This window comes from Actinoplanes sp. NPDC051388, assembly GCF_055586225.1.
The window spans coordinates 40,257-63,411 of record NZ_JBVJIP010000016.1 but is presented as its reverse complement, the minus strand read 5'-3'; the positions used below and the strand labels follow the sequence as shown (position 1 = coordinate 63,411).

The 23,155-nt window shown below is 72.1% G+C and carries 17 protein-coding genes and 1 pseudogene; 6 read left to right on the top strand and 12 right to left on the bottom strand.

What is annotated here, in order from left to right; genetic code table 11:
- A complete protein-coding gene (locus ACZ6TI_RS33860; protein WP_465349277.1) occupies nucleotides 1-6,138 on the bottom strand; it encodes an RHS repeat-associated core domain-containing protein in 6,138 nt (2,045 codons plus the stop codon).
- 141 nt (nucleotides 6,139-6,279) lie between these two features.
- Between ACZ6TI_RS33860 and ACZ6TI_RS33855 the strand changes: the two genes are divergently transcribed.
- Nucleotides 6,280-6,846: a GNAT family N-acetyltransferase gene (locus ACZ6TI_RS33855; RefSeq protein WP_465349276.1), complete on the top strand. Its 567-nt coding sequence runs from the start codon at nucleotides 6,280-6,282 to the stop codon at nucleotides 6,844-6,846.
- Between the two features lie 5 nt (nucleotides 6,847-6,851).
- A complete protein-coding gene (locus ACZ6TI_RS33850; protein WP_465349275.1) occupies nucleotides 6,852-7,586 on the top strand; it encodes a hypothetical protein in 735 nt (244 codons plus the stop codon).
- 27 nt (nucleotides 7,587-7,613) lie between these two features.
- Here the strand turns inward: ACZ6TI_RS33850 and ACZ6TI_RS33845 are convergent, their stop codons facing one another.
- From ACZ6TI_RS33845 to ACZ6TI_RS33830, 4 genes and pseudogenes are all read right to left on the bottom strand, one after another.
- Complete coding sequence (locus ACZ6TI_RS33845; RefSeq protein WP_465349274.1) at nucleotides 7,614-8,675, bottom strand: hypothetical protein; 1,062 nt, start codon at nucleotides 8,673-8,675, stop codon at nucleotides 7,614-7,616.
- Nucleotides 8,672-9,706 carry a hypothetical protein gene (locus tag ACZ6TI_RS33840; protein ID WP_465349488.1) on the bottom strand — a complete coding sequence of 345 codons (1,035 nt, stop codon included), beginning with the start codon at nucleotides 9,704-9,706 and terminating at the stop codon, nucleotides 8,672-8,674. Before ACZ6TI_RS33840 ends, ACZ6TI_RS33845 begins: the two co-directional genes overlap by 4 nt.
- Nucleotides 9,707-9,766: 60 nt before the next feature.
- Nucleotides 9,767-9,952 (bottom strand): annotated as a pseudogene (locus tag ACZ6TI_RS33835) (helix-turn-helix domain-containing protein); the annotation flags it as partial.
- Between the two features lie 84 nt (nucleotides 9,953-10,036).
- Nucleotides 10,037-10,660 carry a methyltransferase domain-containing protein gene (locus ACZ6TI_RS33830; RefSeq protein WP_465349273.1) on the bottom strand — a complete coding sequence of 208 codons (624 nt, stop codon included), beginning with the start codon at nucleotides 10,658-10,660 and terminating at the stop codon, nucleotides 10,037-10,039.
- Between the two features lie 168 nt (nucleotides 10,661-10,828).
- Between ACZ6TI_RS33830 and ACZ6TI_RS33825 the strand changes: the two genes are divergently transcribed.
- Both ACZ6TI_RS33825 and ACZ6TI_RS33820 read left to right on the top strand, forming a co-directional pair.
- Nucleotides 10,829-11,977: an OmpA family protein gene (locus tag ACZ6TI_RS33825; RefSeq protein ID WP_465349272.1), complete on the top strand. Its 1,149-nt coding sequence runs from the start codon at nucleotides 10,829-10,831 to the stop codon at nucleotides 11,975-11,977.
- 19 nt (nucleotides 11,978-11,996) lie between these two features.
- Nucleotides 11,997-13,307 (top strand): hypothetical protein, encoded by a 1,311-nt coding sequence (locus ACZ6TI_RS33820; protein WP_465349271.1) that lies wholly within the window; start codon nucleotides 11,997-11,999, stop codon nucleotides 13,305-13,307.
- On the opposite strand, the gene ACZ6TI_RS33815 is transcribed toward ACZ6TI_RS33820, so the two are convergent.
- Genes ACZ6TI_RS33815 through ACZ6TI_RS33790 form a run of 6 tightly spaced genes read right to left on the bottom strand, consistent with a single transcriptional unit; the run spans nucleotide 13,267 to nucleotide 19,714 of the window.
- Nucleotides 13,267-13,845, bottom strand: a complete 579-nt coding sequence (locus ACZ6TI_RS33815) for a DUF1684 domain-containing protein (RefSeq protein WP_465349270.1) — start codon at nucleotides 13,843-13,845, stop codon at nucleotides 13,267-13,269. The two genes, ACZ6TI_RS33820 and ACZ6TI_RS33815, sit on opposite strands and share 41 nt — an antisense overlap.
- 10 nt (nucleotides 13,846-13,855) lie before the next feature.
- Nucleotides 13,856-16,693 carry a S8 family peptidase gene (locus tag ACZ6TI_RS33810; protein ID WP_465349269.1) on the bottom strand — a complete coding sequence of 946 codons (2,838 nt, stop codon included), beginning with the start codon at nucleotides 16,691-16,693 and terminating at the stop codon, nucleotides 13,856-13,858.
- Between the two features lie 36 nt (nucleotides 16,694-16,729).
- Nucleotides 16,730-17,764 (bottom strand): ABC transporter ATP-binding protein, encoded by a 1,035-nt coding sequence (locus ACZ6TI_RS33805; protein ID WP_465349268.1) that lies wholly within the window; start codon nucleotides 17,762-17,764, stop codon nucleotides 16,730-16,732.
- Nucleotides 17,761-18,537, bottom strand: a complete 777-nt coding sequence (locus tag ACZ6TI_RS33800; protein ID WP_465349482.1) for an ABC transporter permease — start codon at nucleotides 18,535-18,537, stop codon at nucleotides 17,761-17,763. Before ACZ6TI_RS33800 ends, ACZ6TI_RS33805 begins: the two co-directional genes overlap by 4 nt.
- On the bottom strand, nucleotides 18,534-19,319 hold the full coding sequence (gene modA, locus ACZ6TI_RS33795) for a molybdate ABC transporter substrate-binding protein (RefSeq protein WP_465349267.1): 786 nt from the start codon (nucleotides 19,317-19,319) through the stop codon (nucleotides 18,534-18,536). Before modA ends, ACZ6TI_RS33800 begins: the two co-directional genes overlap by 4 nt.
- The gene (locus ACZ6TI_RS33790) at nucleotides 19,316-19,714 is read right to left on the bottom strand and encodes a TOBE domain-containing protein (protein ID WP_465349266.1); all 399 of its coding nucleotides are present in this window, start codon (nucleotides 19,712-19,714) and stop codon (nucleotides 19,316-19,318) included. The genes modA and ACZ6TI_RS33790 overlap by 4 nt, the downstream gene beginning before the upstream one ends.
- Nucleotides 19,715-19,896: 182 nt before the next feature.
- On the opposite strand from ACZ6TI_RS33790, the gene ACZ6TI_RS33785 reads away from it, so the two are divergent.
- A complete protein-coding gene (locus tag ACZ6TI_RS33785) occupies nucleotides 19,897-20,871 on the top strand; it encodes a hypothetical protein (RefSeq protein WP_465349265.1) in 975 nt (324 codons plus the stop codon).
- A gap of 39 nt (nucleotides 20,872-20,910) precedes the next feature.
- Nucleotides 20,911-21,714: a PrsW family intramembrane metalloprotease gene (locus ACZ6TI_RS33780; RefSeq protein WP_465349264.1), complete on the top strand. Its 804-nt coding sequence runs from the start codon at nucleotides 20,911-20,913 to the stop codon at nucleotides 21,712-21,714.
- A 24-nt stretch (nucleotides 21,715-21,738) separates the two neighbouring features.
- Here ACZ6TI_RS33780 and ACZ6TI_RS33775 read toward each other — a convergent pair whose 3' ends face one another.
- On the bottom strand, nucleotides 21,739-23,016 hold the full coding sequence (locus tag ACZ6TI_RS33775) for a multidrug effflux MFS transporter (protein WP_465349263.1): 1,278 nt from the start codon (nucleotides 23,014-23,016) through the stop codon (nucleotides 21,739-21,741).
- Between the last annotated feature and the right edge of the window lie 139 nt (nucleotides 23,017-23,155).

The following is a 23,155-nucleotide window of genomic DNA, read 5'->3' as shown; positions in this document are numbered from 1 at the left end:
CTACTGCACCACAACGGATCCGGGTATGCCGAACTTGCTCATCAAGCCTTCGAAGTACGGTACTGCACCCGCCTCGTTGGTGATCACGCGTAGCCGCTCGAACGGGTTGTTCGGGTCGGCGATGACGCTCGCGTACCGGGAGAACTCGCTCTCGGTCTTGGCGTTGATGAACCCACGGATCTTGTCCGGGATCGCGGAGCCGGGCACGAACGGGCTGCGTCCGGGGTTGCCCACATATTTCGCGTCGAGCAGCGTGGTCAGCCCCTCGATGCCGTCCGCCCACACCTTGGCGCCGCCGCCGGTGCACAGCTGCTCACAGTCGCCGGTGTGGGCCACCTGGTAGGCCCGGCTCGGCCCGCCGCCGACCGCCGGTCGCTGTGCTTCGACGCCCGGCCGGAGCGGGCCCTCACCACAGTTGTGTACGAGCAGCGAGGTGTCCCCGGCCAGCACGTAGTACGCGTGGATCCCGTCCACCGAAAGGTCGTACGTGCGCTTGCCGTCGCGATATGTGGAGACCGCGCCGATCTGCACATAGGTCCCCGCCGCCGTGCGCAGCAGCTCGCCCTTGCGCAGGTCGCCGGCCTCCACCCAGCGCCCCCGGCTGACCGACCAGAACGGGTGCGTGTCGGTGGTGGTGAGCTTCTGCGGCCCGTCGTCGCCCTCGACCGTCAGGTCCACGAACACCTTGTCGTGATCCGTGCGGATGGTGTTGGTGACCTGCCGGGTCTCGGTGCCGCCGCTGATCGGGTCGGTGGTGAGCACGGTGTCGCCGGGCTCGACCTTCTCGATCGGCTTCTCGGACCCGTCGGCCAGCAGCACCCGGGTGCCGGTGACGAAGCTGTGGCAACCGCCGCCCCCGGTGCCGCCGCGTGGCGAGTCGCCCGACGCCGCGCCCCGTTTCGTCTTGGCTTTCGCCTTCGCCGCCAGGGCTTTCGCCTTGGCCGCCGCTTCGGCCGCGACCTTCTTCGCCGCCGCTTCCGCCGCCGCCTTGGCCGCGGCTGCCTTCTCGGCGGCCGCCTTGGCCGCCGCTGCCGCTGCCGCCTTGGCCGCTTCGGCCGCCTTCTCCGCGCCGCTGATGATCGCCTTGGCCCACTTCAGTTCCTGGAAGAAGGTGACCACGGCCTTGCCGGCCCGGTAGATCGCCTCGGCGATCTTCTTGGCCTTGAAGATCTTGCCCCAGGGCAGCGCGCCCACGGCCATCGAGACGCAGGCGACCAGGTCGCCCTTGAGACAGTTGAGGATGTCGTTGATCCCCAGGAACTCCATCAGGATCTGGCCGCCGGCCTCCAGGATCACGTCCAGCGTGCTCTTGGACTGCAGCTGGTTGGCCTTCGCCAGATCCTCCGGCGACGGTCCCGGGTCGACGACGGCGCCCTCGGTCGCGGGCGCGCCGCCGGTCGGTCCGGCGTCGGTGACCATGCCGGTCGGGTCGGAGTACGCGAGCGGGTTGTTCGACGCGTACGTGTAGGACGACGACGCCGACTGTCCCACCGGCATCGGGTCGCGGGAGGCGAACCGGCCGGTGCCGGGGTTGTAGTTGCGCGCCCGGAGGAAGTAGTTGCCGTCACCCGTGCTGGAGTCCTGATAGGCCCCGTGGAACTGCATCGGGTTGGTCAGGCCCGGGCCCTCCGCCGGGATGGCCTGCGCGGCCAGCGTGGGCCCGACCCGCGGATTGCCGAACGGGTCGTAGTCGTAGCCCTTCTCCAGCGTGCCGGTCGGCGAGAGCATGTTCGCCACGCCGCCCAGCCAGTCGTGCGTGTAGGAGTGCGCGCCGGTGGCCGGGTCGAGCAGGGCCAGCGGCTCGTCGTCCGGGCCGTAGGTGAAGCTCCGCTTCTCGACGACCGTGCCGGCCGCGTCGGTGACGGTGTCCACCCCGATCTGCGGCAGCGTGCCCGCCACGTCCCACGACCAGCGCTGCGTCGTGGCCGCCTGCCCGGGCAGCGTGGTGGTGGAGGCCAGCCGCAGCCCGTCGGCGCCGTAGCCGAACGTGGTGGTGCGGCCGTTGACGGTGGCCGAGGCCACGCTGTTGTCCAGGTTGTACCCGAACCGGTCGCCACCCGCCCTGGTCTGGTTGCCGCGGACGTCGTACGAGTACTCCGTCTCGCGCTCGTGGCCGCGCCCCTCGACCTCCTCCTCGACGAGCTGGTCGGCGTCGTCGTACTCGTATTCGGTCTCGTCGTCGCCCGCGGTGCCCGAGCGCTCCTGCTTGATGCGGTTGCCGACGAGGTCGTATGCGTAGTCGATGCGGCCGGCCGGCTTGGCCGTGCCGGTGCAACTCGCCACCGCGTAACAGGCCGACGTGACCCGGTCCGCCTTGTCGTAGTCGTAGGCCACCGACTCGGCCACGCCGCCGCGGGTGGTGACCACCCGGGTCGGGTTGCCGACCGCGTCCAGGGTCAGGTCGTAGCGCGACACCGGATCCTGCACGCCCGGCACGGGTCCGCCGGTGCGCTCGGTGCCGATCGCGGTGAGCCGCCCGGCCTCGTCGTAGGACCGGTTCTCGGTCAGCCCGGTCGCCGCCGGCATCGTCGTGCTGGTGCGCCGGCCCGCGACGTCGTACCCGAAGCCCCAGCTCGCGGCGCCCGCGGTGAGCGACGTGATCCGGCTGGCCGCGTCGTAGCCGACCCCGACGGTGGTGCCGTCCGGGTACTGCCGCGACGTGACGTTGCCGCGCGCGTCGTAGTCATAGGTGTAGACCTCGTCCGGCCGGTCCGCCTCCTTGCGGGTGACCGTCCTGATCTGGTCCTCGTCGTCGTAGACCACGTTGCGCACGCCGGTCGGGTCGCCGTAGGACGTGGTGCGGTCCTTGGCGTCGTACCCCCAGGTGTAGACCGGGCCCTGTGAGCCGAGCGTGCGCTTCGACCGGCGGCCGACGATGTCGTACTCGTCGACGATGGTCAGCCTGGCCCGCTCGGCGGCGGACAGGTCCTTCGGCTCGTCGTCGTCGCCCAGGGTCAGGCTCTGGGTCCGGTTGCCCTCGGCGTCGTAGGCCAGATAGGTGCTGCGGCCCAGCGGATCGGTGTTGCGGACCAGCCGCCCGGCCTCGTCGTAGTCGAGTTTGGTGCGGTGGCCGTTCGGGTCGCGGACCGAGGCCAGCGAGCCGTCCTCGCCGTACTCGTACAGCGTGGAGTCTTCCTCCGGGTCGTCGTCGTCATGGCGCGCGTCCGGCGCGGTGACGGTGACCGCCTGGTTGTCCTCGTTGTAGGTGAGGTGGGTGGTGTGCCCCTTGGCGTCGGTGGTGGACACCGCCCGGTTCACCGCGTCGAACTTCGTCGTGGTGACGTGGTCCAGCGGGTCGATGCTGCGCACCATGTTGCCCGCGAGGTCGTACTCGTAGTGCGTGGTGTAGCGCTCGCGGTCGGCGCCGTCGACGTTGCCGCGCGGCTCGGTGACCGCGGAGAGCAGGCCGTCGTCGGTGTACGCGAAGGTGGTCACGCCGCCGGTCGGGGAGATCTCCTTGATCTTGTTGCCGGCCGCGTCGTACTCCGTCTTCGTCTGCGCGCCGCCGGCGTCCTTGATGCCGGTCTGCTGACCGTTGCGGTCGTATTCCAGCGACGTGTTCCGGCCCAGACTGTCCGTGGTGGACCTGACCTGGCCCATGTTGCCGCGCTCGAAGGACGAGGTCTTGCCGAGCTCGTCCTTCGTCTCGGTGGTGCGGTCCAGGTCGTCGACCTTGATGTCCTTGGTGACCACCTGCCCGTTCGGATAGGGCCGCCGGATCTGGATCGGGTTGTCGTTCTTGTCGTACACGTACGTCGTGGTGAAGTCGGCCTTGTTCGCCCCCGGCAGGTTGCCCCGCGGCGAGGTGACCGACTGCACCAGCCCCTTGGCGTTGTAGGCCCAGCTGGTGATCAGGTCGGCCTCGTGCTGCATGTCGATCGCCACGGTGGACCGGCGCCCGGCATCCGTGTACGTGTACCGCGTGGTGCGCCGCTCCTCGAACACCGCCTTGATCGCGCCGTTGTCCAGATAGGCGTACGTGGTGCCGACGCCCTCCGGAGTCTTGGTGCTCTGCAGCCGGCCGACCTTGTCGAACTCGGACCTCGACGCGTTGCGCTTGCCCGGCTCCTGCATGGCGACCACGCGGTCCTGCTCGTCGTACGTGCTCACCGTGGTGAAGTCCGACCGGCGGGCGCCCGGCGCGAACGCGCGCGGGTCGGTGAACGAGACACCCCGGCCGGTCTTGTCGTAGCCGTACTCGGTGCGCCGGCCCTCCGGTGAGACGGTCGCGTTGCGCAGTCCCGCGTTGAGCCGTCCGTCCGGGATGGACTCGAAGGTGGTGACCTTGCCGCGCTGGTCGGTCACGGTCAGCGGGAGGCCGCGCGTGTCGTACGCGTACGTGATCTTGTGCTTCTCGGCGTCGACGCTCTCGACCAGCTCGTCGAACTCGTTGTACGTGTCGATCCACTCGTTGCCGTCGGCGTCGGTGCGGGTGGTCGGGTTGTTCCGGGCGTCGTACTTGGTCTTCTCGCTGAACCGCTTGTCCGGCGCCCACTGCTCGACCAGGTTGCCGGCCGCGTCGTACTTCGACTCGTGCTGGTTCTGGTTGCCGTTCACCACCAGGTTGCGGTTCAGTGTGCCGTCGTACCGGTGGTTGTTGCTGTCGCCGTTGCCGCGCTGCGAATAGAGCAGCACGTTGCCCTTGTAGCCGTCCCACACCTTGACGCCGTCGGCGTCGGTGGTCTCGGACTCCTGCCGGTCGGCCCGCCAGAGGAACGTGGTGGCCTTGCCGAGCGCGTCGGTCTGCTTGGCGATGCGGCCGGTGGCCGGGTCGTACTCGTTCGTCAGGGTGGTCTTGACCAGCGGGTCGATCACCTGGGTGAGGCGACCGGCGGTGTCGTAGCGGTACTTCCAGTCCTCACCCCGGGCGTCGCGCACCTTGGTGAGCAGGCCGTTCGTGTATTCGTACGAGACCTTGCGCTGGTCCGGCAGCTGGATCCAGCGGATCAGGCCGCCCTCGACCTTGACCGACACAGTGCGTCCGGAGGCGTCGGTGAGGGTGATCGCGTCGGTGGCGTAGGCCAGCCGCAGCCCGACCTGCCGCGGATTGAGGATCGAGCTGAGCCGGCCCTGCGCGTCGAACGCGAACACGATGTTGTGCGGGGTGACCAGCTCCCAGCCGGCGCCGGCGCGGCGCAGGTTGGACCGCACCCCGGCGGGCCGCTGGTAGGCGCCGTCGGTCAGCGTGTAGAGCGCCTCGGAGCCGTCCTCGGCGCGGACCACCGCGCCGCCCTCCGCCGCGGTCACGCGCATGTCGTAGACCCAGGCCCAGCCCGCGCCGAACGAGGACGGGCCGGCGTTCAGCGACGAGTAGGCCCGGGTCGAGGCGAACGGCACCCCGAACGAGGCCATCGACAGGTCCTGCTCGGTGCGGGTGAACGCGCCGGTGCCGGTGTTCACGCCCAGCGCCCGGATCGCCTGACTGGCGTCGGTCATGCCGAGCGCGCCGCTGCAACCGCAGCCGGCCGCCTGCCGGGCCGGGATGTCCGGCGGGTTGATCACGTTGCGCGGGGAGGCCTTGGGGGACGGCGCCGAGGGCGTCTCCGTGCCGTCCGCGAACAGCGCGGTGATCGTGATGAAGTATTCCCGGCCGGCGTCCAGCGTCCAGCCCTGCGCGGCGCCGAACGACCGGCAGTATTTGCGCGGGAAGTTGCAGACGCCGGCCGCCAGGTCGTCCTTGGACAGTGTGGTGGATTCCTGGCGGGTGCCCGTGGTGGCGTCGAAGAGATCGACCCGCCACTGCGCGAACGACTCGTCCGCCACGTTGAAGTAGGCAACCAGTGAGGTGTCGCCGAGCGCGAAGCCCGGCCGCAGCAGCAGGTCGGTGAAGACGTCGCCGGGCGCGGCCCGGGCGGCCCGGTCGAGCTGTGACTTGGACACCTTCTCGGCGGCGCCGCCGGCGCCGACACCGAGCGGCACCACCGGCGGCCGGGCGTTGTCGGCCACGGCCCGGTCCGGCGCGGCGCCGGCCGGCGCGGGTCGTTGCTGTGGCCCCTGCCCGGCCGTGACGGTCGGGACGTCACCCGGCTCGGCGGCGCGGGCGACCCGGCCCGCGGGCGGCGCGAAGGTGAGCGTGAGCAGGAAAGCGCAGACGACGGCGAGCCATCGGGCCCGCTTCAAGGCATGGGAATACCCCATGATTGGTACCTCCCCCGTGAAGATCCGTCAGCAGCCAAACACAGACGGCGGTCAATGCGCTGTCCCGTTTCTGACGGTGCACAAATACCGGTGGCTTCAACCTCGACTTCCTGAGGCCGACGCCGGGCTAGGCTCCGGCTTGTGTATGCGATCGATCTGGCCGAGGGGGCGCAGTTGCGCCCCCTCGAACCGTGGCAGGCCGAGGAGTACCTGGCGCACATCGACCGGGCGCGGGAGCTGGTCGACCCCTGGATCCCGTGGGCGGCCCGCGCCACCGACCTGGAGTCGGCGCGGGTGCAGCTCCAGCGCTACGCCGATCTGCAGGCCCGCGACAACGGCCGGATCTTCGGCATCTGGCTGAACGACACCCTGGTCGGCGGCGTGCTGTTCGTGTCCTTCGACGCCGAGCGCGGGGTGGCCGAGGCGGGCTGCTGGATGGAACCGGCCGGCACCGGCCGCGGCCTGGTCACGCTGGCCATCGGCAAGCTGCTCGACTGGGCCTTCGCCGAGCGCGGCCTGCACCGCGTCGAGTGGAAGTGCCGCACCGACAACGCCGCCAGCCAGGCGGTCGCGCGCCGGCTCGGCATGTGGCTGGAGGGCCGCCTGCGCGAGGAGTACCTCTATCAGGGCGTCCGGCACGACACCCAGGTGTGGGCGATCCTGGCCGGTGAGTGGCACAGCCCGCCGCCCGCCGAAGTGGCATCCTGACCGGCATGAAAACGGCGGGATGGGCAGTCATCGGGGCGGCCGCGGTGCTGGCCGGCCTCGCGGGTTCGGCCCTGGCCGTCCGGGTCAGTGGCTATCCCGGTCCGCCGGCGCAGAGCGTCGCGGTGGCGGCCGCCGAATCGCTGGTCGGGGCCGCGCCGGCCACCCGCACCGGCCCGACCGTGCGGTGCACCCCGTGGTGCCCGGAACCCGGCGGGCCGGGCGTCGTGTCCTACGAGTCGCCGCCGGACCACACCGACGTGACGACGGTGACCGTCGACCTGCCCGCCGGACCGGCCCGGGCCGGGGGGCACACCCGCGACGGGCTGACGGTCGATCCGCAATACGCGGGCGACCGCGTGCACGTCGTGGTCGCCAAGGCCCCGAGCACCATGGCCGCCGTGCTGGCCGTGCTCGGGCTGGTCATCGGCGCCGCGCTGGGCGTCCTGGCGGCATCGGCCGTGCTCCGGCGCCACCGTCGCCACGACCGCGGCCGCCGGGCGATCGCCGAGCTGGTCGGCTCTGTCATGGTCGCGGTGGCGGCCGGCTACGCGGCCTTCGTGGTGCTGTTCGCCGTCCAGATCGGCACGGCGAAGGACGTGCAGCTGGCCGAGTTCATCCTGACCGTGTTCCCGCCCGCGACACTGGCCGCGGTGGCGTCCGCCGCCCTCGCCACCGCCGTGGCGGTCTGGCCGAACACAGCGCCTATCGCCGTGCTGTCCCGGGCTGGTGGCCGCGGCTGACCCGTGGCGTCCGGAGCCGGGCTGAGCTCAGCGGGCCGCCAGCTCGACCAGGGCGCGTGCGGCTCGGACCGCTCCCTGGCCGTCGTTGAACCAGCGCCAGCGACTGCCCTCCCGTTTCAGCGCGCGCTCCACGAGCACCGGCCAGTCGCCGGCATCGGGCCAGCTCCACGCCACCTCGGCCAGGTCGTGCTCCTGCAGCACCCTCGCCTGCGCCACCTGCTCGTCGTGCGGCCGCTCCTGCGGCAGCGCGATGAACGGCCTGCGGGCCGCCGCGACCTCGCCGACCGTCCCGTCGCCGCACGGCCCGACCACCACGTCGGCGTCGATGAGCAGCTGCCACGGATCGGCCTGGCGCCCGTGCACGGTGGCGGTCGCCGGCCAGGGGGTGCCCGACGGATCGGTGTCGCTGCCCACGATGTGCCAGCGCCAGGTGGGTGTCGCGGCGATCGCCGCGGCGACGTCCGCGGACGAGATGTCGTGCCCGCCGAAGCCGAGCGCCAGCAGAATGACGCGGTCACCGGTGGCCGGCTCGGCGAGATCGCGGATCCGCTCGTCGAAGCGGGAGAAAGCGCCGACCGCGACGGTCTTCTCCAGCCAGCGGTCCGGGCCGGGCTGCTGCGTCGCGGCCGGCCACGGCGCCAGGATCGCGCTCGCGACGTCGAACCCGAGGCTGTGCGGCCGGTCCTCCCGGGCGCCCCGCATGCCCACCGTGACCGTCGGCACCGAGCACAGCCGGCCGAGCAGCAGCATCTCGACGGAGACGTCGACCACGAACAGCCTGCACCCGGCGGACCGCAGCCAGTCGGCGGTGATCACGTTGCGGGCCTGGAACCCGTCGTGCCGCAACGGCGCGAAGTGCAGGGCGCCGGCGGCCCGCGGGTCGTCCTCCTCGGTGGGCATGGGCACGTCGTCTCGCGGCAGGTCGATCCAGTCGTGCCGCCAGGCCGCCGGGCGCAGGCTGCCGAGGCCCACGACCGTGACGGACGGGTACCGTTCCCGGATCCGCTCGCCGACCGCGGCGAACCGCGTGCCGTGCCCGAATCCCTGGCTGTGCACATACCAGCCGATGACCAGGTTCTCCGCCGTCACAGGCATGCTCTTTCCAGCGCCGGCCGGACGTCGACGGCGGGGTCGACGATCTTGCGGAGCACCGTGATCGCCGTGCGGGCATAGGTGTCGAACCATTCGTCGGCACCATAGGGCGGACGGCCGTCGGTCCAGGGGCCCAGGTCGTCCGGGCAGTCCACGTCCTGGATCAGGTATCGGCCGGGGTCGGCCTTCGCCAATGTCTCCTCCACCAGTGCTCGGGTCTCGCGGATCCGGATCGCCTCCTTCTCCGCGCTGGGCAGGTCGGTGTGCCCACAGTGGATGCGCATCGCGGCCGCGAACTCGATCGTGGCATCGGTGGGGCGCAGATAGATCACGTACGGCAGGCGGGGCTGACCGAGCGCGATGCAGAGGGAGTCGACGTCCTCCCAGATGTTCGCCGACCAGACGCGGGGGCGCCCCAGCTCGGCGTCGAGGGTGTAGGTGCGCGCGACCTCCTGCCGGTCGCGGATCCATTCCAGTTCGCGCCGCACGCCACCGAACTCGTGGGGAAGCGTGCCGTAGAGCGAGGCGGCGACGGTGCCGGCCGACGCGAAGTCGTAGTTCAGCGCCTCGGCCAGGAAGCGGCCGGTCTCGGCGTGTCCGCACCAGTGCTGCCCGACCACGACGATGGATCGCGGCGCCCCCGCGGCCGGCAGCCCGGAGCCGCGCCGGAGGTCGACGAACCGCGGGGTGCAGATCACCAGTTCCCGCTCCGGCGGATTGAGGTAGTGGTCCCAGTCCTCCTGCCGGTTCCAGTAGGACGACGTGTAGACGAACGCCTGCTTCGTCTCGTTCTCGATCACCTCTCGGGTCAGGGGCCCGGGGCCGCCCTCGATGACCGTCCAGTCGCCGTAGTGCCGGCGGTGTTCGCGGCCGCGCAACCAGGGCACGATCCGGAAGGAGTAGTTTCCGCCGGCGGCCAGCGCGTGGGTCAGGTGACCGACGCCACGAACCCCGCCCACCGGGACGTTCAGGCGAGCCTTCTCGTGCACGTCCAGATGGCCTTGGAGTTGTTCGATATAGAGAATCAAGTCTGCAATCCCTGGGACATAGCCCGCCCAATCGAGAACCCGCACCGGCGCCAGATTGAGCACGCCGGCCAACCGGAAGGCGGTTTCCGGTGACGGCACGCTCTTGCCCTGAGCCCAGTGGTGAATGGTCGCCAGGGCAAGATTCATTCGTGTCGCGAGCTCGCGCCGACTCAACTTTTGTTGCTCGAGGAACGCATTCAACTTCTCTGCGAATCGCCGGTGCTGCGCGCTGTTATCGCGGCTCATGCCGCGACGATACGCGCATCCCTCAATCGGCGGAAGTAGAAGCGCGATGGTAGGCGGTGTATACCGGCACTGATACAGGGCCGGTCAGGCCCTTTCGGCGAGCACGCACACGTCCTCTTCGGGCCGATTGTGGGTGAACGGCACACTCGCCAGCCCGTCGCCGAGGTCGAGACGCCGGACGTTCGTGAAGAATCCCGAGCGCTCGATCTGGTAGGCCAGCCCCGCGTAGTCGTAGCACCACTTGTGCGGCTCGTAGGTCATGCTGTGGGTGAAGACCGAGAAGTAGGCGCTGGCCGGGGCGTCCTTCGGGATGCGCTGCCAGGCCCAGTCCCGGTACTCGGGGTGGCTCAGGTAGCTGTCGTGGAGGTAGCGCCGCACGTGCACGGCGAGGTCCGGCACCGAGATCAGCAGCAGGCCGCCACGGTCGAGCAGCCGTGCACAATTGATCAACGCGCGCTGCCCGTCCTCGAAATTCCAATGCTCGAACGTGTGCTGCATGCGCACGAGATCGAAGGTGCCGAGCCCGTCGACTTGTTCGGGCAGCGCGTTCACGATGTCGAGCCGGTGGTAGCGGTTCCAGTATTCGGTCGGCACTAGGTCGATGGGGAAGAGGTCGATATAGTCGAAGCGCGGGTGGAATTGACCGCCGCTGCCGATGTCGAGCAGGCGGGCATCCGGGTCGGCGAGGATGTTGTTCTCGAGAGGCATGGCCCGATCATATTTTCGCAGGGGGTGCCTCCGCAAACGGTCGACGGGTGATAGTGCCGGTCCACTGATAGAACCGATACACGTTCCGTGATACCGCGGTGCCACTGATAAGGCTGGTGCATCAATTGGTCAATTGATGTTACGCGAGTGGTAACGGCTCAATAAGGCATGACTACCGGACGGACCCCTCAGAAGTTCCCACTCCTGCTCGCCGCGATCCTCCTGGCCCTCGTGCTCGCCGGCTGCGGCGCCGACCCCACCCCCTCCGGCCGCCCGCTGGTCCTGGTGGCCACGGCGACGGCGAACGAGCCCGAGCCCGCCCTCGGCACCGCCGACCTCCGACGACTCCGCGGCGACGCGGACACCGACTACGGCGAGGTCCTCCTGGTCGCCACCGACGGCACGGCGAGCCGGTTACCGCTGACCCCGCGCCGTTCCAACGGCCAGGTCGAGAACGGCCCCCGCCGCGCCACCCTGATCGACGCGAACCTCGGCGCGGTGCGGGCCGCGCTCGCCGGGCAGGCCGCGACCGGCACGTTCGACCTGCTCGAGGCGATCAGCGCGGCGGTCCGGGCGGCGGACCGGCCGGGCACCTTGCTCGTCGTCTCGTCCGGTCTGTCGGTGGCCGGCGGTATGGATCTGCGGCAGGTGCAGTGGGGTGCCGACCCGACGGCCGTGGCGCAGGGCCTCGAGAGCCGCGATCTGCTGCCCGTGCTGACCGGCTGGGACGTGGTGTTCACCGGGCTCGGCACGACCGCCGACCCGCAACCTCAGCTGCCCACCCCGCAGCGGCGCACGCTGGCCGCGTACTGGACCGCGATCTGCTCGGCGGCGGGCGCCGCCTCCTGCACCGTGAACGAGGAGCCGCGGGAGATGCGGCCGTCGCGCAGCACGGTCCCCGTGCCGCTCATCGGAATCCCGCAGATCGAGAGCGTCCGCGGGCCGAGCGGCGAGACCACCACCTCGCTGCCCGCGGACGCGCTGTTCGCGTTCGACAGCGCCACCCCGGAACCGGCGGCGCGCGACGCCCTGGCGCCGCTCGCCCGGCAGATCGCGGCCAACCGTGAGCGGGTCACCGTCACCGGCCACGCCTCGCCCGACGGCGGCACCCCGGACTACAACCGCCGGCTGTCGTTGCGGCGCGCGGAGTCGGTCGTCGCCCTGCTGGTGATCCTGGGCGTGCCCGGCGGGCAGATCGATCCGCCGGCCGGACTCGGCACCGACGGCGACCCGCCGGACGCCGGATTCACCGACGGCCGCCTCGACCCGGCGAAATGCGCCCGGCTGCGCCGCGTCGTCGTGGTCACCCATCCCTGAAAGCGGAGAGGAAACAGACATGTTGAGCACCCCGGACAACAAGAAGGCGGGCCAGGCCCGCAACCACGAGCGCGTCGTCCACCACCGGAACACGGCTGGACTGGAGAGGTTCCTGAACCGGATCCTGCGCAGCCGGCGCGGCCCGAACCGGGCGGCGATGCGGATGCTGGTCAGCGAGCGCGGCCTGAACGGCGCCACCCCCGGCCCGGACACCGCCAGCCACGGCGAGATCCTGGTCGGCGGCATCGGCAAGTCCGCCGGCGACCGCGTGCTGGCCCGCGGCTCGCGCCGGTTGAACGGGCGGGCCGCCCGCAACGACACCCTGCGGGCCCGCCAGCAGACACTGCGTCTGATGGCGCTGCGCAGCGAGGAGAAGCTGGTCAGCCACCCGGTCGGCGGGGTGGCGACCGCCGCCCAGGCACGGACCGACCTGGACGCGCTGCGCGCCGAGATCGCCCACGAGGAGCAGGAGGGATCGCGCAAGCATCACCGCCAGTCGAGGCTGCTGCGGCTGCTGCCGGCGGTCGTCCTGGTGTTCGACGCGGCGCTGCTGAGTTACTTCTTCGCCGGTGTCACCAACGTCGACTGGTCGCGGCCGTGGTCGGCGAGCCTGCTGTTCGCGTTGATGCTCGCCGGGGCGGTGACCGTCATCGGGTTCGGCTGCTTCACGCTGACCGGGCGGATGATGAACGCGTACAAGAACGACGACGGCACCATCGATCTGCACGAGTTCGACCTGGTGACCAAGGTCGTCATCGGGCTCTCCGGGCTCGTCGTCCTGGTCCTCGCGACGCTGATGTTCGTCCGGATGCGCGCCGAGGTGCTGCAGGCGCTGGGTCCGGACCACGGCGGCGACGCGGTCGTCATCGCGGTCACGCTCGCCGTGCTCTCGATCCTGTCCAACACCGCGGTGGTGGCGGTGCACGCCATCGACGGTTCGGAGTCGACCGCCCGGCTCGACGCGCTCGGCAAGGCGGTCCGGCGGCCGGCCGTCCGCCGGAGCCGCCTGCTGGAGCGGGCCGACCGCCTCGACCCGCGAATCGAGACCGCGACCCGGGAAGGCCGCCGTGCCGCGGCCACGTGGCGCACCAGGGCCGGTCACCAGGTCGCGGCCGGTGAACGGATCATCGACGCCGCCCGGGCGCGGCACAACGGGTCCGGGCCGGCCGGCCAGCGGGTGATCGACCCGAACACCGTCGACGGCGTGGTCGGCTACCGGCAGCCCGGCCTGCGTCCCCAGGCCGACGAGCGGGCCCTGCGGCGCGCTGAGGAAGACCTGATCACGCCGCTCAGTGATACTTCAGTTCCCCCGCCCGGATCTCCGCGGTGACCGTGTTCTCCGGCGGCGCCAGCGGGCACAGCCACTGGTCGTCGTACGCGCAACTCGGGTTGTAGAGGTAGTTGAAGTCCAACCGCACCTCGCCGCCGCCCAGCGGCACCACCCCGCGACCGTGCGTGCCCTTGACCGTGTCGGTGAGATAGCGACCGCCGCCATAGGTCAGGGGCCCGCACGTCGCGTCGCGCACCGGCAGGAACAGTCCGCCGCCATAGGCCGAGAGCCACCACAACGACAGCTCGCCGAGGGGTGTGTCCAGCACGCCGATCCGCCGGTAGTGGCACACCCCGTCCGGCCCGCCGGTGTCGATGTCGATCTCGCCGTCGGCCGGGGTCAGCGCCGCGGTGACCACGGCGGCCGGATCGGACGGGAAGTAACGCAGTCCGGCGAAGGCGCCGTCGCGGGGGATCGGGGACTGCGGGTGGTCGCGGAACAGCTCGTCCCGGGCGGCGCGGAAGCCGGCCAGGTCGGTGTCGTCCAGATAGATGCGGGCGACGGCGGCGCGGTAGTCGGCGAGCTCGAGAGCGTCCATCCCGATCACGCTATCCCGCGGCGTACGCCCGGATCAGGGTTTGCCGCACCGAGTTCCCGGCGCCGTTGGTCGCGGTGGCGCGCAGCGAAATCCAACCGCCCGCGGGCGGACGCAGCACCGCGACACCGCGATCGCCGATGCGCGTGTAGAACGGCCGCTGCCAGGTGCGCCCGTCGTCATATGACACGTCGAGCCCGAACGCGGTGACCCCGCCACCGGCCTGATGCTGCACGGTGAAGCCGAGCGTGCCCTCCGCGCCCGGCGTGAACCGCACCACCGGCAGCGGCAACAGCGTCTTGCGGGCGGTGCGCGCCGACCGGAAGGTCCATTCGGTGCGATCCGCGCCGAGCACGTGCATGATGCCGGTGCGCGAAACGGCGGTGTCACCGGTCGCGGGCGAGCCGTGCCCGCTGCTGTCCGAGCGCCACACCGGGTTCGCGTCGATCCGGTCGCCGGTGCGGCTGATCTCGTGTCCGGGCGCGAACGCCGGGCCCCGCACCGGTTCGTTCCACGTCTCGGCGCGGGCGGCCGGCGCGAGGGGAGCCGTCAGCGTGGTGTCCCCGGTGCGCAATTCACCACCCCAGCGCGCCTCCGCCAGCAGATGATCGGTGCGTTTCGCGGGCAGCTCGAACACCGACGGGTAGCCCCAGCCACCCTCGTGCGGCCGCACCATCATCGCGGTCCCGCTCCCGGCGAAAGAGGCGACGACCGGGACAAAAGCCTTCGGCGTACGCGCGAAGCCGGTCACGAACTCCGGCAGCGACCAGGCGGCCGAGTACAGCGACCCGGCCGACCAGGAGGCGGCGACATCGGTCCGCAGCCCCCCGCCGCCGATCCGCGCCGACGTCATCCCGTCGAGCGTGTCGTCCTGCACCCCGCCCGTGCTCTCCCCACGCCGGAACCCGATCGATCCGTAAACCGCCCGCGTCCCGGCCGGCGCGCCGACGACGATCGGCCTGGCGAGCCGCGCGTCCAGCACCACGGCCAGATCCCGGTCCACCACCAGCGCCGCCTGGTTGAGCAGCGTGACCCCGCCGCCCTCGGCCAGCACCTTGGCGTCGAGCGTGTAGACGCCGCGCGGCAGCCGCTCGCCGACGCCGTGCACGCCGTCGTCGCCGTAGAACGCGCCGAACGCGTTCACCGTCGTGGCGCCGGCCCGGTCGAGATATGTCACCGACACCGCGAACGTCTGCGCGGCCACCGCGATCGGCGTGCGCAGCACCGTCTCGCCGGAGGCCGCGACGACCGTGCCGGTGAACCGCTCGTCCCCGGCGAACCCGGACACCTGCACGCCCGCCTCGCCGCGCGCGGGCACGGTGAGCGTGGTGGCGGCCAGTTCGAAGGTGCCGGCCGGCGCGCCGGTCTCGAGGTCGAGGCTCAGCGTCAGCTCGGCGCTGCCGGTGTTGCGATAGGTGATGGTGCGGCTGCCCTCGCCGATGTCTAGGCCGCCCGGCGCGGCGGTGACCGCGGTGCTGATCGCCTTGGCCACGTCCAGCCGCCCGGCGGCGACCCCGTCGAGCGGCGTCGCCGCGGTCATCAGCGCGGCCTTGATCTCGGCCGGCGTCCAGCCCGGATGCTGCTGTGCGAGCAGGGCGGCGGCCCCGGCCACATGCGGCGCCGCCATCGAGGTGCCGGACCGTGTCGCGTATGCCCCATTGCCGCTCGCGGAGTCGCCGGACCGGGCCCCGGTGATGTCCACCCCGGGCGCCATGATGTCCGGCTTCAGCGCGTCGTCGCCGGGATCGGAGAAGCCGGCCACGGTGTCGTCCTCGGTGCTGGCGCCGACCGCGAGCGCCGCCGGCGCGGAGGCCGGCGACCACACCCGGTCGCTCTGGTTGCCCGCGGCCACCACGAAAAGCGTGCCGAACTCGTCGGTGAGCCGCTGCACCGCCTGCTCGAGCAGGTCGTCGCCGGGGGTGTCGGTCTCGCCGGCGCTGAGGTTGACCACTTTGGCGCCCTTGTCCTGCGCGGCCCACCGCATGCCCTGCAGGATCGAGGATTCCGCGCAGGCGGTGGCGGACTCGCACACCTTCGCGCTGTAGAGCCGGACGTCCGGCGCCATCCCCCGGTATCGCCCGCCGGACGCGGCGCCCGAGCCGGCGATGATCGAGGCGACCGCGGTGCCGTGCCCGGCCCGGTCCACGCCGTCGCCGGCGCCGGTGAAGTCGGCCGTCTCGGCGATCACGCCGGCCAGGTCGGGATGATCGGCGTCCACGCCGGTGTCCAGCACCGCCACGTCGATCGCGCCGCCGGTCAGGCCGGCCGCCCAGGCCGCGGGCGCCCCGACGAGCGGCACGCTGACGTCGTTGCCGGGCCGGGCGACGCCGTCCAGCCACACCTTGCGATAGGCGGTGCCGAGGCCGCCGCCGGTCAGCCCGGACCAGAGGCTCGCGGCTTGCCTGCGGGTGACGCGTACGCCGGAGCCGTTGACCGCGGGGAGGTCCTGGGCCGGCGCCCCGGCGACCAGCGCGCCCGCCTCGGCGCGGCCGTCGAAGGTCACGATCAGCGGCAGGTCGGCGCGGGAGTCGTCATAACCCGCGTCCAGCAGACCGGTGACGTCGAACAGGCGCCGGTCGAGCCGGTCGGCGTTGAGCAGCGGCACCGCGTCGGCCGGGATGACCCGCAGCCGCCCGCCGGAGTATTGGGTGATCAGCGCGACGCCGTCGCGATCCGAGCCCGGAACGCGCCCGGCGGATCGGCCGTCGCTCGCGACCAGCAGCCGGTCGCCGCTGATCAGCGTGACGGTGCGCGGGCCGGTTGCCGCGACCGGCTCGGCGGCGAAGGACGGCGTGGGCCCGAAGAGGATCCCCGCGACCAGCGCGGAGAGCACCACCCGACCGGCTCGCATGCGCCTCATTTCCGCGTGGGATTGATCGCGGTGAGTCTACGCGGGATAGCTGTGTGCTTCGGAAGCCTTCAGGGCTGCCCAAACGTGCCGTCCTGGGGCCAGTTCCAGTTCGACCGCCGCGGCCGGGGTGACATCGGCGGCGGCCGCGATCGGTCCGGTCAGCTCCACCCGCAGACTGTCGCCGTGCCGGGCGATCGACGCCACCTCAGCCGGCCAGGTGTTGCGCGGGCTGCCGGACGGCCGCTCGACGAAGAGCGCGACCGCCGACGGTGGGAACGCCACGAAAACCGCGCCCTGCCCACGGTCCGCGGTGGTCACCGCGAAATCATCACCGACCCGTACGGAGGCCCCGTCCGCCACCCCGCGATAGAGGTTGAGCCCGACCAGCCGGGCGACGTAATCGGTGCGCGGCCGGGTGGTGATCTCGGCCGCGTCGCCGGTCTGCACCACCCGCCCGTCCTCGACGATGACCAGCCGGTCGGCCAGCATCATCGCGTCCAGCGGATCGTGCGTGACCAGCACCGTCGCGCCCGGGTGCGAGGTCAGCCGGGTGCGCAGGTGCGCCCGGGTCTCCAGCCGGGTGCGCGCGTCCAGGGCGGCGAGCGGCTCGTCGAGCAGCAGCAACCGCGGCTCGGTGGCCAGCGCGCGGGCCAGCGCCACCCGCTGCGCCTGCCCGCCGGAGAGCTGCCGCGGCCGCTTGCGCGCGTGCTCCGCGAGCCCGACCCGGCCCAGCCAGTCCATCGCGGTGCGCCGCGCGGCGGACTTGTCGACACCCCGGCAGCGCGGCCCGAACGCGACATTGTCCAGCGCGCTCAGGTGTGGGAAGAGCAGGTAGTCCTGGAACACCACGCCGATCCGCCGCTGCTCCGGCGGCCGGCCGTCGAGCGGTTCGCCGTCCAGCTCGATGCGGCCGCCGTCGAGCGGCACCAGCCCGGCGATGGCCCGCAGCGCGGTGGTCTTGCCGGCGCCGTTCGGGCCGAGCAGCGCGACCACCTCGCCGGGCCGGGCGGTGAGCTCGATGTCCAGTGTGAAGCCGGCCCGCCGCACCTTGATTCTGGCGTCCAGGCTCATGGGGTCAGCCACCGGTCGCGCAGCGCCGCCAGGATCACCACGGAGACGACCAGCAGCACGATGCTCAGCACGATGGCCGCGTCCAGATCCTGTTCCAGCGCCAGATAGACGGCCAGCGGCATGGTCTGGGTGCGGCCCGGGAAGTTGCCGGCGAACGTGATGGTGGCGCCGAACTCACCGAGCGCCCGCGCCCAGCAGAGCACCGCACCGGCCGCCACCCCCGGCGCGATCAGCGGCAGCGTCACCCGGCGGAACGCGGTCCAGCGTCCCGCCCCCAGCGTCGCCGCCGCCTCCTCGTAACGGGAGTCCGCCGCCCGCAGCGCGCCCTCCACCGAGATCACCAGGAACGGCATCGCCACGAACGCCTCGGCCAGCACCACGCCGGCGGTGGTGAACGGCAGCGTCAGCCCGAACGTCGCGTCCAGCCACTCGCCGACCAGCCCGCGGCGGCCGAAGACCAGCAGCAGCGCCACCCCGCCGACCACCGGCGGCAGCACCAGCGGCACGGTCACCAGCGCCCGGACGAACCGCCGGCCGGGCAGCTCGCTGCGCGCCAGCACCCAGGCCAGCGGCACGCCGAGCAGCAGGCACACCCCGGTCGCCAGGCTGGCGGTGAGCAGCGACAGCCGCAGGGCGGCCAGCACCCCGGGCTCGGTCAGCCGCTGCGGCAGCGTCGACCAGGGCGCCCGGATCAGCAGCCCGGCCAGTGGCAGCACCAGGAAGGCCAGCCCGAGCAGGGCGGGCAGGGCGAGGGCGAGCGGTGCCCGTTTCAGGGCTTCTGGAACCCGGCCTCGGCGAGCACCGCCTGGGCGGGCTCGGACCGGACATAGTCGACGAAGAACTTCGCCGCCGCCGCGTTCGGCGCGCTCTTCAGGGCGACGATCGGATAATCGTTCGTCGCACCGGCGGATTCGGGGAACTCCACGCCGTCGACATCGGCGGCGGACGCCTTCGCGTCGGTGCGGTAGACCAGCGCCGCGTCCACCTCGCCGAGCTTGACCTTGGCCAGCGCCGCCTTGACGTCCTGCTCGAGGGTCACCGGCTCGACGGTCACGCCGGCCTCCTCGGCGGCCGCCCCGCACGGCACCTGCGCGGCGCACAGCGCCACCTTGACGCCCGGCCGGGACAGCGCGGCCAGCGAGGTCAGCCCTTTCGGGTTGCCCTTCGGCACGGCGATCACGAGCTGGTTCTTCGCGAAGGTGACCGGCGTGCCCGCGGCGCCGCCCGCGTCGGTCACCGTCTTCATGGTGGCCGGGCTGGCGGCGGCGAACACGTCGGCCGGCGCGCCGGAGTTGATCTGCGTCGCCAGCCCCGAGCTGCCGCCGAAGGAGAAGGTCACCGACACGTGCGGGTTCGCCGCCTCGAAGTCCTTGCCGATCCGGGTGAACGACTCGGTCAGCGAGGCCGCCGCCAGCACCGTCAAGGTGCCGGCCGGCACCCCCGAGGTCTCCACGCCGGGTGCGGTGTCGCCGCTGCCGGTGGTCGAGGTGTTGTCGCTGCTGCCGCCGCACCCGGACAGCAACAGCAGTGCGGCCAGCGCGATCCGAACCCTCATGCCTCGTCCCCTCGCTCCACCACGACGGTGGTCGACTTGATCACCGCGACCGCCCGCGAGCCCACCTCGAGACCGAGGTCGTCGACCGCCTCGCGGCTCATCAGCGACACCACCCGGAACGGGCCCGCCTGAATGTCCACCTGGGCCATCACCTGGTCGCGCGCGATGGCGGTGACGATGCCGGGCAGCCGGTTGCGCGCCGACGACCGGCTCGCGCCCTGATCGGGCTCGTCGGCCAGGGACCGCGCGAAGGCGGCCAGGCCGGCGCCGTCGACGACGCGGTGCCCGTGGTCGTCGCGGACCGCGCCGAGCCGGCCGGCGTCGACCCAGCGCCGCAGCGTGTCCGCGCTGACCCCGAGCAGGTCCGCGGCCTCGCCGATGCGATAGGTCGTCACCGGCTCAGCTTACGGCCGCATCTGCTAGGACGCGAGGGCCTTGATCCCTGCATCTGCGAGTGGCCATCGCACCGGTCGAAGTGGACGGCGGATGGGGAGTTCCACCCTTCTCGGTGTCTCGGCGCACTATTTCCCGGCTCGCGGCATGGTAATTCGGTGTCCGAAGCGGGTAGACACGATTCATGACCGTCAGTGACGACCGGTTGGCGGGGTTGGCGGACCCCGTCCGGAACCTCACTTCCCGCCGTGACGAGCGTCTGCGCGCGCCGGTCCCGCCCCCGTCCGACGCCGACGACCTGCCGCGTTACCTGCGCGCCACGGCCGCCCGGGCGGACGCCGACGAGCTGGCCGTGGCCTATCGCAACTGCGGCGTGGCGATCGACGCCGCCGGCCGCTGGCGGGCCACTCCCGCGCTGGCCGCCGCCTATTCGCTGCGCGCCTCGGTGGGCCGCCGGATGGGCGCGCTCGCCGCGGCCGAACGCGACGGCGAACTGGCCGGCCGCATGCTGGCCTCGGCCGACCCGCTGGACGACACCGCGCTCCTGCTCCGTGCCCGGCGGATCGCCACCAAATTGGACACCGGCGACGTGTCCGGCGCCGAGCGCATGCTGATCGGCTTCCGCGGCGACCTGCCGGACGGCGCTCTGGCGCTGCGCTATGCCCGCGGCCGGCTCTATGCGGCGACCGGCCGGCCCGGCGAGGCCCTGGCCGACCTCTTCGCCTGCGGCGAGCGGCTCGCCGCCCGCCAGTCCGACCGGCCCGGCGTGCTTCCGTGGCGGTCCGCGGCGGCGGCGATCCTGGCGTCCACCGGCGCGAACGAGGCGGCCGCCCGGCTGGTCGGCGCCGAGGTGCTGCTCGCCCGCCGGTCCGGGCCCGCGTCCGCGCTCGGTCGCGCGTTGCGGATCGAGGGCAAGGTGCCCGGCGGACCGGGGATCGGCGCGCTGGACGAGGCGGTGCGCATCCTGACGCGCTCGCAGCGACGATTCGAATATGCCCAGGCGCTGGTCGACCTCGGTGCCGCGCTGAACGCGGCCCGGCGGCGGCCCCAGGCCCGGCGGGTGCTGCGTGAGGGCCTGGCGATCGCGGCCGAGTGCGGCTCGCCGGCGATCGAGGAGCGGGCCCGCACGGTCTACGTCGCGGCCGGCGGAAAGAGATGATCCCTGGCGTGCGCGCGGCGGATACGTAAAACTCCGAGCATGCGAGATCGTTACCGCCGGTGGGCGTGGCTCGGTGTGCTCGTCGTCGGCCTGGTTCTCTATTTCCTGGTGCTGCGGACGCTGGTCAGCACACAGAATCCGAACTTCGTGCCGGCCCTGATCCTGCTCGGCGCCACGGTGATGCCGCTCACCTTCCTGACCTTCGCGCAGGCCCGCACCGGCCGCTGGCAGGTGCCCGCCTCGGTGCTGCTGGTGTCGGCGTTCTTCGGCGGCGTGATCGGCACCGTGGTGGCCGGCACCCTGGAGTACGACACCCTGCACAAGCTCGGCGCGCTGCCGATGCTGCTGGTGGCGCTGATCGAGGAGTCCGCCAAGCTCATCGTCCCGGTGATCCTGCTGTTCACCGTGCTGGCCCGGCACGAGCGCCGGGTGCCGTCGGACGGGCTGGTGATCGGGGTGGCCGCCGGCATGGGCTTCGCCGCGCTGGAGACGATGGGCTACGCGTTCACCGCGCTGCTGTCCTCCAAGGGCAACATCGGCGAGGTCGAGGAGACCCTGTTCCTCCGCGGCTTGACCGCACCGGCCGGGCACACCGCCTGGACCGGGCTCACCGCGGGCGCGCTCTGGGCGTTGCTGGCCACCCCGACCGCGCGCCGCTTCCTGGAGTTCGCCCTGACCTTCCTGGGCGCGGTCATCCTGCACACACTGTGGGACACGTTCTCCGGACTGATCGTCTTCGCGATCCTGGCGATCGTCAGCCTGGGCTGGCTGTTCTGGGCGCTGCGCCGCTACCGCGCCTTCGGCGACCGAAGTCAGACCGAACCGTCCCCGCTGACCCTCTAAGAGGGCCGGCGGGGTCTTATCGGATCAGTGCGCCGCGACCACCGCGACGTCGGCGTCGGCCACGACCTGCCAGGGCCGGGCCACCAGGAAGAGCACGACGTTGGCGGCCAGCATGCCGCCGGCGATCACCACGGCCATCCCGATCGCGCCGGTGCCGAGCACCCCCACCAGGGGTGCGGCCAGCGCGCCGACGCCGAACTGCACCGCGCCGAGCAGCGCCGCCGCGGTGCCGGCCGTCTCGCCGTGCCGGGAGAGAGCGAGCGCCGGAGCATTGGGGAACGCCAGCCCGGCGGCCACCAGCACCAGCCACAGCGGCGTCAGGATGCCGACGATCCCGCCGAAGCCGGTCGCCGCGAAGAGCAGCAGCAGGCCGCCCATCACCGCGCCGAAGACCAGCGCCGAGGTGAGGATCTGCGACGGCGACCAGCGGCGCAGCAGCCGCACGTTCGCCTGGGTGGCGGCGATCAGGCCGACCGCGCCGGCCCCGAAGACGAAGCCGAACTGCTGCTCGCTCAGGCCGTACTCGCCCTGGAAGACGAACGACGAACCGGACACGTAGGCGAAGAGGGCGGCCATCGCCAGCCCGGCGACCAGGATCAGCCCGATGTATGCCCGGTCGGAGAACAGCCTGCCGTAGTCGCGCAGGGTGCCGACCACGCCGCCGTTGCGCCGCCGCTCGACCGGCAACGTCTCGGGCAGGGCCAGCGCCGCGAAGGCGAGGATCGCGACGCCGATCAGCGCCAGCACCACGAAGACGCCGCGCCAGGACGTCCAGTTCAGCACGATGCCGCCGAGCGTCGGGGCGAGGATCGGCGCCGAGCCCATCACCAGCATCAGCCGGGAGATCAGCTTCGCCGCCTCGAGCCCCTCGAAGAGGTCCCGCACGATCGCCATGCCGATCACCATCGACGCGGCGGCGCCCAGGCCCTGCAGCACCCGCAGCGTGCCGAGGGTGGCCAGGTTGGGCGCGATCACGCAGAGCACCGAGGCCAGGATGTGCACGCCCACGCCGGCGAGCAGTGGCGCCCGCCGGCCGACGGCGTCGGAGAGCGGGCCGATCAGCAGTTGCCCGAGCGCCAGGCCGGCCAGCGTGCCGGTGAGCGTGAGCTGCACCTGCGCGGCGGTGACGCCGAGGTCGCCGGTGATGGCCGGCAGGGAAGGGAGGTACATGTCGATGGTGAGCGGCCCGATCGCGATCAGCGCGCCCAGCACCAGCACGAGTTTCAGCCGCTGCCGCGTCGACATGCTCTCGCCGGGGGTGCCCGGCGCGACGATGTCGGTGCGGTCCGCTGCGATGGTCATGGTGGTCCCCATCCGAGGCTGGTGGTCGTCTTGCACAGTTGACGACAAGCCCCGGGCGCGGAGGACAATTCCCCGGAATGCATTTCCGTGCTTCCCGTCACAGCCCGCGGAAACGCATTATTGCGAGGACGTAAAGAAC